This window comes from Enterobacter cloacae complex sp. AR_0002, assembly GCF_001922365.1.
Taxonomy (GTDB): domain Bacteria; phylum Pseudomonadota; class Gammaproteobacteria; order Enterobacterales; family Enterobacteriaceae; genus Enterobacter; species Enterobacter hormaechei_C.
Map to the genome: position 1 here is coordinate 4,581,521 of NZ_CP018814.1, position 13,905 is coordinate 4,595,425.

Genomic DNA, 13,905 nt, shown 5'->3' on the forward strand with positions numbered 1-13,905 from the left:
CTTCGGGCGTCGCTGGATTACTCTTTCAGCCACCTCAAACTCAGGGATAGCTTTGCAGGAGATCTATGACCGTACGCGTAGCGATTAATGGCTTCGGTCGCATCGGGCGCAACGTGGTTCGTGCTTTATATGAATCCGGGCGTCGTGCGGAAATCACCGTGGTGGCAATCAATGAACTGGCGGATGCTGCGGGCATGGCACATTTGTTGAAATATGACACCAGCCACGGTCGCTTTGCCTGGGATGTTCGCCAGGAAAGGGAACAGCTGTTCGTCGGTGACGATGCCATCCGCGTGCTGCATGAGAACAGTATTGAAGGGCTGCCCTGGCGCGAACTGGGTGTGGATGTGGTGCTGGACTGTACCGGCGTGTACGGTAACCGTGAACATGGCGAAGCGCATCTGAATGCTGGCGCGAAAAAAGTGCTGTTCTCCCATCCCGGCAGTAACGACCTCGACGCCACCGTCGTGTTTGGTGTTAACCAGCACGAGCTGCACGCTGAACACCGCATTGTCTCCAACGCCTCCTGCACCACCAACTGCATTATTCCGGTCATTAAACTGTTAGACGATGCTTATGGCATTGAATCCGGCACCGTGACCACGATTCACTCCGCCATGCACGATCAGCAGGTAATCGACGCCTACCATCCGGATTTACGACGCACTCGCGCGGCGAGCCAGTCAATCATTCCGGTGGATACGAAACTGGCTGCCGGGATCACCCGTATTTTCCCGCAGTTTAACGACCGTTTTGAAGCGATTGCCGTGCGCGTTCCGACGATAAACGTCACCGCAATCGATCTTAGCGTGACGGTGAAAAAACCGGTAAAAGCCTGTGAAGTCAACCTGTTGCTGCAAAAAGCGGCACAGGGAGCATTTCATGGTATAGTTGACTATACGGAATTACCGTTGGTCTCAGTAGATTTTAACCACGACCCGCATAGCGCCATCGTGGATGGCACGCAGACGCGAGTCAGTGGTGCGCACCTCATCAAGACGCTGGTCTGGTGTGATAACGAATGGGGCTTTGCTAACCGAATGCTCGACACCACGTTAGCCATGGCCGCGAAAGGTTTCAGGTAGAGCGCACCTTGCGCTTGCAAAACTTTAAGAATCAACGAGAGGATTCACCATGTCTGTAATTAAGATGACCGATCTGGATCTGGCAGGTAAACGCGTTTTCATCCGTGCCGATCTGAACGTACCGGTTAAAGATGGCAAAGTGACCAGCGACGCGCGTATCCGTGCATCTCTGCCAACCATTGAACTGGCTCTGAAGCAGGGCGCTAAAGTGATGGTCACCTCCCACCTGGGCCGTCCAACTGAAGGCGAGTACAACGAAGAGTTCTCTCTGCTGCCGGTTGTTAATTACCTGAAAGACAAACTGTCCAGCCCGGTTCGCCTGGTGAAAGATTACCTGGACGGCGTGGAAGTTGCCGAAGGTGAGCTGGTTGTTCTGGAAAACGTTCGCTTCAACAAAGGCGAAAAGAAAGACGACGAAACCCTGTCCAAAAAATACGCTGCGCTGTGCGACGTATTCGTGATGGATGCATTCGGTACGGCTCACCGTGCGCAGGCATCTACCCACGGTATCGGTAAATTCGCAGACGTCGCCTGTGCAGGTCCGCTGCTGGCTGACGAACTGGAAGCGCTGGGTAAAGCACTGAAAGAACCTGCTCGTCCAATGGTCGCTATCGTTGGTGGTTCTAAAGTTTCTACCAAACTGACCGTACTGGATTCTCTGTCCAAAATCGCTGACCAGCTGATCGTTGGCGGTGGTATCGCGAACACCTTCGTTGCTGCGCAAGGCCACAACGTGGGTAAATCCCTGTACGAAGCGGATCTGGTTGACGAAGCCAAACGTCTGCTGGGTACCTGTGATATCCCGGTTCCAACTGACGTTCGCGTGGCAACCGAGTTCTCCGAAACTGCTACCGCAACCCTGAAATCTGTTAACGACATCAAAGATGAAGAGCAGATTCTGGACCTGGGCGACGTCTCTGCACAGAAACTGGCTGAAATCCTGAAAAACGCAAAAACTATCCTGTGGAACGGTCCTGTCGGCGTGTTCGAATTCCCGAACTTCCGCAAAGGGACTGAGATCGTGGCTAACGCAATCGCAGACAGCGAAGCGTTCTCTATCGCAGGCGGTGGTGACACCCTGGCAGCAATCGACCTGTTCGGTATCGCTGACAAGATCTCCTACATCTCCACTGGTGGCGGCGCATTCCTCGAATTCGTGGAAGGCAAAGTTCTGCCAGCAGTAGCAATGCTCGAAGAGCGCGCTAAGAAGTAAGCCATTCAGGGGCAGGGAAACCTGCCCAATTTTCAGCGCGCTTATCAGAGCTCGCACCTTTTCTAACGGCCGAAGATACAGGACTAAGCAACATGTCTAAAATTTTTGATTTCGTAAAACCTGGCGTTATCACTGGTGATGACGTACAGAAAGTGTTCCAGGTAGCTAAAGAAAACAACTTCGCTCTGCCAGCAGTTAACTGCGTGGGTACCGACTCCATCAACGCCGTACTGGAAACCGCTGCAAAAGTTAAAGCACCGGTTATCGTTCAGTTCTCTAACGGCGGCGCTGCGTTCATCGCAGGTAAAGGCGTGAAAACTGACATTCCTCAGGGTGCTGCAATCCTGGGCGCTATCTCTGGTGCGCACCACGTACACCAGATGGCTGAACACTACGGTGTTCCGGTTATCCTGCACACTGACCACTGCGCGAAGAAACTGCTGCCGTGGATCGACGGTCTGCTGGACGCGGGTGAAAAACACTTCGCGGCAACCGGTAAGCCACTGTTCTCTTCTCACATGATCGACCTGTCCGAAGAGTCTCTGGAAGAAAACATCGAGATCTGCTCTAAGTACCTGGCGCGTATGTCCAAAATGGGCATGACCCTGGAAATCGAACTGGGTTGCACCGGCGGTGAAGAAGACGGTGTGGACAACAGCCACATGGACGCTTCTGCACTGTACACTCAGCCAGAAGACGTTGATTACGCTTACACCGAGCTGAGCAAAATCAGCCCACGCTTCACTATCGCAGCGTCCTTCGGTAACGTACACGGCGTATACAAACCAGGTAACGTGGTTCTGACCCCGACCATCCTGCGTGATTCTCAGGAATACGTGTCCAAAAAACACAACCTGCCGCACAACAGCCTGAACTTCGTCTTCCACGGCGGTTCCGGTTCTTCTGCTCAGGAAATCAAAGACTCCGTAAGCTACGGCGTAGTGAAAATGAACATCGATACCGACACCCAATGGGCAACCTGGGACGGTATCCTGCAATACTACAAAACCAACGAAGCTTACCTGCAAGGTCAGCTGGGCAACCCGAAAGGCGAAGACCAGCCGAACAAGAAATACTACGATCCACGCGTATGGCTGCGCGCTGCCCAGACTTCTATGATTACTCGTCTGGAGCAGGCATTCAAAGAACTGAACGCGGTTGACGTTCTGTAATTTGAGCTGTTCATAGCGTCAAGAAGGTCCGCATATGCGGGCCTTTTTTTATGCTTTTTCAATATCCTGCAATACCTGATTTTGTGATCTGTTTGGCAAAGCCGGTGCTTTTTGTTTACCCTTTACTGACCTGCCTGTCTCCATGGGGGATGGATTTTGTGTTTTGGTTTAACAAAAGGAAGAATAAATGGAACAACTTGATGTTGTAGACAGCATCAATAACGCGGGTAACTGGCTGGTGCGCAACCAGGCGCTACTGCTGAGCTACGCCGTGAATATTGTTGCCGCTATTGCCATCATCATTGTCGGGATGATCGTGGCGCGTATCGTTTCGAACGCTGTCAACCGGGTGATGGTCGCACGACACATTGATGCCACAGTCGCCGATTTCCTCTCCGCGCTGGTCCGTTACGGCATTATCGCCTTTACGCTGATTGCGGCGCTGGGGCGTGTCGGCGTGCAGACGGCATCCGTCATCGCTGTGCTCGGTGCTGCCGGTCTGGCCATTGGTCTGGCATTGCAGGGTTCGCTGTCTAACCTGGCGGCGGGCGTATTGCTGGTGACCTTCCGTCCGTTCCGTTCCGGTGAGTATGTGGATCTGGGCGGTATTGCCGGTACCGTGTTGCAGGTTCAGATTTTCTCCACGACCCTGCGTACCGTGGATGGTCGCATTGTGGTAGTCCCGAACGGGAAAATCATTGCGGGCAATATCATTAACTTCTCCCGCGAGCCGGTGCGTCGTAACGAGCTGATCATCAGCGTGGCGTACGACTCCGATATCGATCAGGTGAAGTCGCTGATCGCCAACATCATTGCCTCTGACGATCGCATTCTGAAGGACCGCGAGCAGACCGTTCGTCTGAACGAGCTGGGCGCGTCATCTATTAATTTTGTGGTGCGCATCTGGAGCAAAAGCAGCGATCTTCAAAACGTTTACTGGGATGTGCTGGAGCGCATCAAGCGTGATTTCGATGCCAACGGCATCAGCTTCCCGTACCCGCAGATGGACGTAAACGTCAAAAAAATCAAAGAAGCAGAGTAACGTCTCCCGTAGGCCCGGTAAGCGTCAGCGACACCGGGCTTTTCTTTTATTAGCCCGGCTAATCCCCAATTAATATTATCCATTTCCTCTAATGACGTTCCCGCAGTATAGTCTGCCCCAGGACAACTCTGCGAGAATTACGTCATGTTATCTTATTATTTTCAGGGGCTTGCGTTAGGTGCGGCCATGATCCTTCCCCTTGGTCCACAAAATGCGTTCGTGATGAACCAGGGCATTCGCCGTCAGTACCATCTGATGATTGCCCTGCTGTGTGCGGTGAGCGATCTGCTGCTGATTTGCGCCGGGATTTTTGGCGGCAGCGCCCTGTTGATGCAGTCGCCGTGGCTGCTGGCGCTGGTTACCTGGGGCGGCGTAGCGTTTCTGCTGTGGTACGGGTTTGGTGCCCTGAAAACGGCCATGAGCAGCAATCTTGAGCTGGCGAGCGCCGAAGTGATGAAGCAGGGGCGCTGGAAGATTATCGTCACCATGCTCGCCGTGACGTGGCTTAACCCGCACGTCTACCTTGATACCTTTGTGGTACTGGGCAGCCTGGGCGGACAGCTGGACGTTGAGCCGAAACGCTGGTTTGCGCTCGGTACGGTCAGCGCCTCCTTCCTCTGGTTCTTCGGTCTTGCGATCCTGGCGGCGTGGCTGGCGCCACGACTGCGTACCGCCAAAGCACAGCGCATTATCAATACCCTGGTGGGGCTGGTGATGTGGTTTATTGCCTTCCAGCTGGCGAAAGAGGGCATTCATCACGTACAGGGATTGTTCAACTAAGCGTTGTCTTATGGACATCTGAACAAGACCCGCTAAGCTTGCTGGCATGAGCCCTGTTAACAGGGCACTCTTCGCAACATGGAGGAATGACAGTGAAGTTTAAGGTGATGGCCCTGGCGGCATTAGTAAGTTTAGGTGCGGTGTCGGTGCAGGCGAATGAACTGCCAAACGGCCCGCACATTGTCACTTCAGGCACGGCAAGTGTGGATGCGGTACCCGATGTTGCAACCCTGGCAATTGAAGTGAACGTGGCGGCGAAAGATGCTGCTTCCGCCAAGAAACAGGCAGACGATCGTGTTGCGCAATACCTCTCTTTCCTGGAACAGAACGGTGTCGCGAAAAAAGACATCAGCTCTGCGAACCTGCGTACCCAACCGGATTACGACTACCAGAACGGCAAAAGCATCCTGAAAGGCTATCGCGCCGTGCGTACTGTGGAAGTGACTGTACGCCAGCTTGATAAGCTCAACGGATTGCTGGATGGTGCGCTGAAGGCAGGGCTGAACGAAATTCGTTCCGTCTCGCTGGGCGTTGCGCAACCGGAAAAATATAAAGACGAAGCGCGTAAAGCGGCAATTGATGATGCCATTCATCAGGCGCAGCAGCTGGCATCCGGCTTCAAGAGCAAGCTCGGTCCGGTTTACAGCGTCCGTTACCACGTTTCAAACTACCAGCCAAGCCCGATGGTGCGGATGATGAAGGCGGACGCCGCGCCGGTTTCTGCTCAGGAAACCTACGAGCAGCCAACCATTCAGTTCGACGATCAGGTTGATGTGGTGTTCCAGCTGGAGCCAACTCAAACTCAGCAAACTGAGGCGGCTAAGGCGCAGTAGTTTGCCCTCACCCTAACCCTCTCCCACAGGGAGAGGGAATTCAAGCGATTAATCCTGTCTCAACACCTTATGCCCAAACGCCAGTAGCGCGTCGGTGACGTTGCGCATCATGCGGCTTTCCGGGGCAAAACGGTGCCAGTAGAGCATCCGGCGCTGATACAGCCCCGGGGTTAAATCAATCAGCTCACCACTTTTCAACTCTTTCTCAATCTGCAAATGCGGGATCATGCAGCAGGTCGTGCCCTGACGCGCGAGCTGTACGAAGGCTTCGGACGAGTTAACGATATGACACGGCACGCTGCCCGGCGGCAAATCGAAGTTTTGTTGCAGGAAGGCCTGATGCATATCGTCCAGATGGTCGAACGCGACGGCAGGGGCTTTCAGCAGCGCGGCGCGAGTCACGCCGTTCGGGAAGTAGCGCTCGGCAAAGGCTTTTGAACCGACAAACAGGTAATCCAGCGCGCCCAGCTGATCCACCAGACAGCTTGGCAGCGCCTGCGGCTGAATACTGACCGCCCCAACCACTTCGCCACGGCGCAGGCGTTCCTGAGTGCGGGTCTCGTCTTCAACCTGAAGGTTCAGGCGGATTGGGGAGTCGGCCAGCACCGGCGCAAGGGCCGGCAGCAGCCAGGTTGCCAGACTGTCGGCGTTCACCGCCAGCGACAGCAGCAGCGGCGTGGAGCCGGTTTGTTCATCGCCCAGCCATTCATCTTCCAGCAGTTCAACCTGACGCAGCAGGGCGAGGAGCTTTTGTCCTTGCTCTGTCGGACGCGGCGGTACGGTACGCACCAGCAGCGGCTGCCCGAACATGTTTTCAAGCTGTTTGATACGCTGTGATACGGCGGACTGGGTGATGCACAGCTTTTGCGCCGCGCGCTCAAAACCGCGTTCACGAATAACTGCATCAAGTGCCTGTAGTGTTCTGTAGTCCGGACGTTTCATTGCTCTGGCTGACTCCTTAATTTTGCTTAATCTGCACTATGACACAATTTTCCCTTCGTGGCAGACGAAATCCATTCGACGTGTTCTATAATGCGCCCTGAGTTTTCACACCACAGGCAAAACGATCATGACGCAGGATGAACTGAAAAAAGCAGTAGGATGGGCCGCTCTCCAGTACGTACAGCCGGGTACCATTGTCGGTGTTGGTACGGGGTCGACGGCGGCGCACTTTATCGATGCGCTGGGCACGATGAAGGGGCAGATCGAGGGCGCGGTTTCCAGCTCCGATGCTTCCACGGAAAAGCTGAAAAGCCTCGGCATCACCGTTTTCGACCTCAACGAAGTGGACCGTCTGGGCATTTACGTTGATGGCGCGGATGAAATCAACGGCCACATGCAGATGATCAAAGGCGGTGGCGCGGCGCTGACCCGCGAAAAAATCATCGCTTCCGTGGCGGATAAGTTCATCTGCATCGCGGACGCCTCCAAGCAGGTCGACATTCTGGGGAATTTCCCGCTGCCGGTCGAAGTGATCCCGATGGCGCGCAGCGCGGTTGCCCGTCAACTTGTGAAGCTGGGCGGTCGTCCGGAATACCGTCAGGGTGTGGTGACCGACAACGGCAACGTGATCCTCGACGTTCACGGCCTTGAGATCCTCGATGCCATTGCGCTGGAAAATGCGATCAACGGCATTCCAGGCGTTGTTACCGTAGGGTTATTTGCCAACCGTGGCGCGGATGTGGCGCTGATCGGCACCGCTGACGGCGTGAAAACCATCGTAAAATGATCTGACGGGGGGAGTCCTCCCCCCGCTAAAAAATTTTTGAAACGCTAAATTCGGTGACTTGTGTCACGTTTTTATGTCTCTTTTGCCGATCCTTCCGCGTTTGTAAATTTCCATAGCATTTTCCTCTGCCATTTTGCGCTGTATGACTTTCCTTCAGCGTACTGACGCAAACGTTCATATTGCTGCAATAGTTTTTTTTGATATGTTGGCTACAGCGGATTTATATCCAGCACAACATCAGTTCAGACAAAAACAGGGTCGGGTAAATGGCAAAGGTATCACTGGAGAAAGACAAGATTAAATTCCTGCTGGTCGAGGGCGTGCATCAAAAAGCAATCGATAGCCTTCGTGCGGCAGGTTACACCAACATCGAATTTCACAAAGGCGCGCTCGATACCGAAGAGCTGAAAGCGTCCATCCGTGATGCCCATTTCATTGGCCTGCGATCCCGTACCCAACTGACTGAAGACGTTATTGCTGCGGCGGAAAAGCTGGTGGCGATTGGCTGTTTCTGCATCGGCACCAACCAGGTTGATCTGAATGCCGCCGCAAAACGCGGTATCCCGGTCTTTAACGCGCCGTTCTCTAACACCCGTTCCGTGGCGGAGCTGGTAATTGGCGAGCTGCTGCTGCTGCTTCGCGGCATTCCGGAGGCTAACGCCAAAGCGCACCGCGGCGTGTGGAATAAGCTGGCTGCGGGCTCCTACGAAGCCCGTGGGAAAAAGCTCGGGATTATCGGTTACGGCCATATCGGTACGCAGCTCGGTATTCTGGCGGAATCCCTCGGCATGCACGTGTTTTTCTACGATATCGAAAGCAAGCTGCCGCTGGGTAACGCGACGCAGGTGCAGCATCTTTCTGACCTGCTGAACATGAGCGACGTGGTCAGCCTGCACGTGCCGGAAAATGCGTCCACCAAAAACATGATGGGGGCGGAAGAGCTGGCGCTGATGAAGCCGGGCTCTCTGCTGATCAACGCCGCGCGCGGTACGGTGGTCGATATTCCTGCACTGTGCGACGCGCTGAAGCGTAAACATCTGGCGGGTGCGGCGATTGACGTGTTCCCGACGGAACCGGCCACCAACAGCGATCCGTTCACCTCTCCGTTGTGCGAGTTCGACAACGTGATCCTGACGCCGCACATCGGCGGTTCTACTCAGGAAGCGCAGGAGAATATCGGCCTGGAAGTGGCGGGTAAACTGAGCAAATATTCCGATAACGGTTCAACGCTCTCTGCGGTGAACTTCCCGGAGGTGTCTCTGCCGCTGCACGGTGGGCGTCGTCTGCTGCACATCCACGAAAACCGTCCTGGCGTGCTGACCGCCATCAACCAGATCTTTGCCGAGCAGGGCGTTAACATTGCTGCGCAGTATCTGCAAACTAACTCGCAGATGGGTTATGTGGTTATTGATATTGAAGCGGATGAAGACATCGCCGAGAAAGCATTGCAGAGCATGAAGGCCATTCCGGGGACGATTCGCGCGCGTCTGCTGTACTGATGGTGCGGTCTGTGATGTCGGGTGGCGCTTACGCTTACCCGACCTACAATGTTCGATGATTTATGTAGGCCGGGTAAGGCGTAGCCGCCACCCGGCTTTATTCTACCAGGTCCAGGTTTTACTGGGCGTCACCACCGCCGGCAACGGCACATCCCATTTCTCTACGGGTAATACCTCCACGCCCTGGCAATCATGCGCATACCCCACCGGCTGCAATCCGTACTGCTGCCAGTTTTGTAGCGTCCTGTCGTAGAACCCCCCGCCCATGCCTAATCGCTGGCCCTGCTCGTCAAACGCCACCAGCGGCGTAATCAGCACATCCAGCCCGGAAAGCGGGAGCACATCGCGCACGTCGAGTTTGGGTTCTGTGATTTTCAGACGATTTACCACCAGCTCGCTGTGCGGATGGTAGTGCAGAAACAGCAGATTGCCTCGGCTAAAGGGATGTAGCACCGGCAGATAAACTTTTTTCCCGGCGCGCCAGAGCTGGTCGATAAGCGGTTGGGTATCCAGCTCACCATCAAACGAGAGAAACAGGGCGACGGTGTTTGCCATCACCACAGGCGGATAGGCCATCATGCGGGCGGCGGCCTGCTGGGCAAAATGTGCCTGTTGCTCGGCGCTTAAGGCGCGACGACGCTGGCGAATAAGCTGACGGATGTCCTGGCGTGAAGCAGAAACTTCAGGGAATTGAGTCATGGTAGTCGGTAGAAGAAAAGAGAGGGAATCTCCGAGATGCCGCCGCAGGCTGTAACCCTTGAACCCTTGGTTCAAGGTGAATGTGTCGTCATAGTTTTAAGGCTTCTCGGACGGACCGAGCGTGCTCACCAACCATGGAGCGCCACATTCTTGTGGTATGAAATATCGGCTCAGGGGACTGGCCCGCTTGCGAACATCTCAGAGAAATTTTGTCTTCACAGTTACTCTACCATAGTCAACTGAGAAGTGTTATTCAAACTTTGGTCCCGGTCTTTCGGGACTGCGACCTTGATCAAGCAATGCCTGTTCTATGGTCTGCTGGAGCATTTTAATGCGCTGCTCCATGCTTGCCGCGTAATCGCGGGTCTTCGCTTTTTCCTGAGTCAGTTCATAGCTGATGTTCAACGCGGCGATGAAAACCAGCTGCTCAGTATTTGTGACTCTAGTGCGTTCTTTTAGATCTTGCAACCGCTGATTCAAATCGTCCGCAGCCTGATTCAAGGCATCCCTTTGTTCAGGCGGACAATTCACTCGCAGTGAACGGCCAAAAATCTGGAGATCGACGGGTTGTGCAGACATGCCACCTTCCTGCTGATTGACTGCGCTGCCTTCGCTTACTGCCCCGGGGGCTGCGAAGGGGCGACACTATAGCTACCCTGATGTGAAGATACAAGCCCTTTTCTGGTATCACCAGGGTCCAAAGTGGTAGCATATCATGAATATCCTCCCTTTGATGACGAATGCGTATGTCTATACAGAACGAAATGCCTGGTTACAAGGATTTAAACCAGTTACTGAACCAGCAGGGAGTCGGTCTGACCCCTGCCGAAATGCACGGTCTGATCAGCGGCATACTGTGCGGCGGAAACAGCGACAGCTCATGGCAGCCGCTGATCCACGACCTCACCAACGAAGGGCTGGCGTTTGGCCACGAACTGGCGGAAGCGCTGCGTAAAATGCACGCCGCAACCAGCGATTCCCTGGAAGACGATGGCTTTCTTTTTCAGCTTTATCTGCCTGAAGGCGACGATGTCAGCGTCTTCGATCGCGCCGATGCGCTCGCGGGTTGGGTAAACCACTATCTTCTTGGCCTGGGCGTAACCCAGCCTAAACTGGATAAAGTGACCGGCGAAGCGGGTGAAGCGATCGACGATCTGCGTAATATCGCCCAGCTCGGCTACGATGAAGACGAAGACCAGGAAGAGCTGGAAATGTCTCTCGAAGAGATTATCGAGTACGTGCGCGTGGCGTCTCTGCTGTGCCACGACAACTTTACGCGCTCGCAGCCGACCGCGCCGGAAGTTCGCAAGCCAACATTACACTAAGAAAAATAACGCACAGGAGGGTGTCATGGTTATCTCCAGTCAAGAGTATTCTCGCCGTCGTCAGGCGCTGCTGGCAAAAATGCAGCCGGGAAGCGCTGCCCTGATTTTCGCCGCGCCGGAAGTGACGCGCAGCGCCGACAGCGAATACCCCTATCGCCAGAGCAGTGATTTCTGGTACTTCACCGGGTTTAACGAGCCGGAAGCGGTACTGGTGCTGATTAAAAGCAATGACACCCACAACCACAGCGTGATTTTTAACCGCGTGCGCGATCTGACCGCGGAAATCTGGTTTGGCCGCCGCTTAGGGCAGGAGGCGGCGCCGGAAAAACTGGGCGTGGACCGTGCGCTGGCCTACAGCGAAATCAACCAGCAGCTTTACCAACTGCTGAATGGCCTGGACGTGCTCTATCACGCGCAGGGCGAATACGCGTATGCGGATGACATTGTCTTCACCGCGCTGGATAAGCTGCGTAAAGGCTCACGTCAGAATTTGTCTGCACCCGCCACCCTGACGGACTGGCGACCGATGGTGCATGAGATGCGCCTGTTTAAGTCTGAAGAAGAGCTGAATGTGATGCGCCGCGCGGGCGAAATCAGCGCCCTGGCGCATACCCGCGCCATGGAAAAGTGCCGTCCCGGTATGTTCGAGTACCAGCTTGAAGGCGAAATTCACCATGAATTTAACCGTCACGGCGCGCGCTTCCCGTCCTATAACACCATCGTAGGCGGCGGTGAAAACGGCTGCATTCTGCACTACACCGAAAACGAAAGTGAACTGCGCGACGGCGATCTGGTGCTGATTGACGCGGGCTGTGAATATCAGGGTTACGCGGGCGACATCACCCGTACCTTCCCGGTGAACGGTAAATTCACCACCGCGCAGCGTGAAATCTATGACATCGTGCTTGAGTCTCTGGAGACCGCGCTGACGCTGTTCCGCCCTGGCACCTCCATCCAGGAGGTTACGGGCGAGGTGGTGCGCATCATGATTACCGGGCTGGTGAAGCTCGGCATTTTGAAAGGCGATGTGGACACCCTTATAACCGAAAACGCCCATCGTCCGTACTTTATGCACGGCCTGAGCCACTGGCTGGGGCTGGATGTGCATGACGTCGGGGCATACGGTCCGGAACGTTCGCGCGTGCTGGAGCCAGGCATGGTGCTGACCGTTGAGCCTGGGCTGTACATCGCGCCGGATGCCGACGTGCCAGAACAGTACCGCGGGATCGGCATTCGCATTGAAGATGACATCGTCATCACCGAAACCGGTAACGAAAACCTGACCGCGACCGTGGTGAAAAAAGCCGACGACATCGAGGCGCTGATGGCGGCGGCACGCGTATGAGCGTGATCATCGTTGGCGGAGGCATGACCGGCGCTACTCTGGCGCTGGCCATTTCGCAGTTAACCAAAGGCCAGCTTCCGGTGCATCTTGTTGAGGCGGTTGCGCCGCAGGCGGCCGATCATCCCGGCTTCGATGCCCGCGCCATCGCGCTGGCCCAGGGAACCTGCCAGCAGCTTGCGCGCATTGGCATCTGGCAGGCGATAGCGGACTGCGCGACGGCCATCGGCACCGTTCACGTCAGCGATCGCGGCCACGCCGGGTTTGTGACGCTGGATGCCCACGATTACCGAATTGAGGCACTGGGGCAGGTCGTCGAGCTGCATGACGTGGGGCTGCGGCTGTTCCGTCTGTTACAGGATGCCCCTGGCGTTACACTGCACTGTCCAGCGCGCGTCGCCAGCTTCAGCCGCCGTGACGAGGCCGTCAGCGTGACGCTGGACAACGGCACCACGCTGGAGGGGCAACTGCTGGTGGCGGCAGATGGTTCACGCTCCGCGATCGCCACGCAGTGCGGCGTCGAATGGCGCTCTGAACCCTATGGACAGGCGGCGGTCATCGCTAATGTCTCTACGGCTGGCGCGCATAACGGCAGGGCATTTGAGCGCTTCACGGAGCACGGCCCGCTGGCCATGCTGCCGATGTCGAACGGGCGCTGCTCGCTGGTATGGTGCCATGCGCAGGATCGGGCCGATGAGTTTCTCTCCTGGTCCGACGAACGTTTTTGTTCCGAGCTGCAAAAGGCCTTCGGCTGGCGGCTTGGGCGCATCACCCACGCCGGAAAACGCGTGGCCTATCCGCTTGCGCTGACGACCGCATCGCAGACTGTCTCCCATCGCGTCGCCCTGGTCGGCAACGCCGCGCAGACGCTACACCCCATCGCCGGGCAAGGCTTCAACCTTGGCCTCCGTGACGTGATGAGCCTGGCCGAGCTCCTGGCCCGAACGTGGAGCGAACAACAGGATTGTGGCGCATACTCAGTGCTGAGCCATTACCAGAAACGACGCCAGGCGGACAAAGCGGCGACCATTGGCGTCACCGACGGTTTAGTCCACCTGTTTGCCAATCGCTGGGCACCGCTGGTTGCGGGTCGCAACCTTGGGCTTATGGCGATGGAACTGTTCATTCCGGCACGTGACGTGCTGGCGCAGCGGACCTTGGGTTGGGTCGCGCGTTAAGGAGTATT

The 13,905-nt window shown here is 55.7% G+C and carries 14 protein-coding genes and 1 other RNA gene; 11 read left to right on the top strand and 4 right to left on the bottom strand.

The window, feature by feature from the left end; genetic code table 11:
• Positions 1-65: 65 nt before the first annotated feature.
• From epd to AM329_RS22795, 6 genes are all read left to right on the top strand, one after another.
• Positions 66-1,085, top strand: coding sequence for an erythrose-4-phosphate dehydrogenase (gene epd / locus AM329_RS22770; RefSeq protein WP_003860076.1), 1,020 nt, complete (start codon positions 66-68; stop codon positions 1,083-1,085).
• A 49-nt stretch (positions 1,086-1,134) separates the two neighbouring features.
• Positions 1,135-2,298 carry a phosphoglycerate kinase gene (gene pgk / locus AM329_RS22775; RefSeq protein ID WP_003860077.1) on the top strand — a complete coding sequence of 388 codons (1,164 nt, stop codon included), beginning with the start codon at positions 1,135-1,137 and terminating at the stop codon, positions 2,296-2,298.
• A 92-nt stretch (positions 2,299-2,390) separates the two neighbouring features.
• The gene (gene fbaA, locus AM329_RS22780; protein WP_003860079.1) at positions 2,391-3,470 is read left to right on the top strand and encodes a class II fructose-bisphosphate aldolase; all 1,080 of its coding nucleotides are present in this window, start codon (positions 2,391-2,393) and stop codon (positions 3,468-3,470) included.
• A gap of 187 nt (positions 3,471-3,657) precedes the next feature.
• Positions 3,658-4,512, top strand: a complete 855-nt coding sequence (mscS, locus tag AM329_RS22785; RefSeq protein ID WP_032610091.1) for a small-conductance mechanosensitive channel MscS — start codon at positions 3,658-3,660, stop codon at positions 4,510-4,512.
• Positions 4,513-4,656: 144 nt separating this feature from the next.
• Positions 4,657-5,292, top strand: coding sequence for an arginine exporter ArgO (argO, locus tag AM329_RS22790; RefSeq protein WP_003860085.1), 636 nt, complete (start codon positions 4,657-4,659; stop codon positions 5,290-5,292).
• Between the two features lie 92 nt (positions 5,293-5,384).
• Complete coding sequence (locus AM329_RS22795) at positions 5,385-6,125, top strand: oxidative stress defense protein (protein ID WP_003860087.1); 741 nt, start codon at positions 5,385-5,387, stop codon at positions 6,123-6,125.
• Positions 6,126-6,173: 48 nt separating this feature from the next.
• Here the strand turns inward: AM329_RS22795 and argP are convergent, their stop codons facing one another.
• Complete coding sequence (argP, locus tag AM329_RS22800) at positions 6,174-7,067, bottom strand: DNA-binding transcriptional regulator ArgP (RefSeq protein WP_003860089.1); 894 nt, start codon at positions 7,065-7,067, stop codon at positions 6,174-6,176.
• 127 nt (positions 7,068-7,194) lie between these two features.
• Between argP and rpiA the strand changes: the two genes are divergently transcribed.
• Both rpiA and serA read left to right on the top strand, forming a co-directional pair.
• A complete protein-coding gene (gene rpiA, locus AM329_RS22805; RefSeq protein ID WP_003860091.1) occupies positions 7,195-7,854 on the top strand; it encodes a ribose-5-phosphate isomerase RpiA in 660 nt (219 codons plus the stop codon).
• Positions 7,855-8,120: 266 nt separating this feature from the next.
• The gene (gene serA / locus AM329_RS22815) at positions 8,121-9,353 is read left to right on the top strand and encodes a phosphoglycerate dehydrogenase (RefSeq protein ID WP_032610090.1); all 1,233 of its coding nucleotides are present in this window, start codon (positions 8,121-8,123) and stop codon (positions 9,351-9,353) included.
• A 102-nt stretch (positions 9,354-9,455) separates the two neighbouring features.
• On the opposite strand, the gene AM329_RS22820 is transcribed toward serA, so the two are convergent.
• The 3 genes from AM329_RS22820 to zapA form a co-directional block, all read right to left on the bottom strand.
• On the bottom strand, positions 9,456-10,052 hold the full coding sequence (locus AM329_RS22820; protein WP_032610088.1) for a 5-formyltetrahydrofolate cyclo-ligase: 597 nt from the start codon (positions 10,050-10,052) through the stop codon (positions 9,456-9,458).
• Between the two features lie 24 nt (positions 10,053-10,076).
• A non-coding RNA gene (ssrS, locus tag AM329_RS22825) (6S RNA) lies at positions 10,077-10,260 on the bottom strand.
• Between the two features lie 41 nt (positions 10,261-10,301).
• Positions 10,302-10,631, bottom strand: a complete 330-nt coding sequence (gene zapA / locus AM329_RS22830) for a cell division protein ZapA (protein WP_003860096.1) — start codon at positions 10,629-10,631, stop codon at positions 10,302-10,304.
• A 167-nt stretch (positions 10,632-10,798) separates the two neighbouring features.
• Between zapA and AM329_RS22840 the strand changes: the two genes are divergently transcribed.
• Genes AM329_RS22840 through ubiH form a run of 3 tightly spaced genes read left to right on the top strand, consistent with a single transcriptional unit; the run spans position 10,799 to position 13,897 of the window.
• Positions 10,799-11,377, top strand: a complete 579-nt coding sequence (locus AM329_RS22840; protein WP_003860099.1) for a YecA family protein — start codon at positions 10,799-10,801, stop codon at positions 11,375-11,377.
• Between the two features lie 31 nt (positions 11,378-11,408).
• On the top strand, positions 11,409-12,722 hold the full coding sequence (pepP, locus tag AM329_RS22845; protein WP_086527952.1) for a Xaa-Pro aminopeptidase: 1,314 nt from the start codon (positions 11,409-11,411) through the stop codon (positions 12,720-12,722).
• On the top strand, positions 12,719-13,897 hold the full coding sequence (gene ubiH / locus AM329_RS22850; RefSeq protein ID WP_032610087.1) for a 2-octaprenyl-6-methoxyphenyl hydroxylase: 1,179 nt from the start codon (positions 12,719-12,721) through the stop codon (positions 13,895-13,897). The genes pepP and ubiH overlap by 4 nt, the downstream gene beginning before the upstream one ends.
• Positions 13,898-13,905 lie beyond the last annotated feature (8 nt).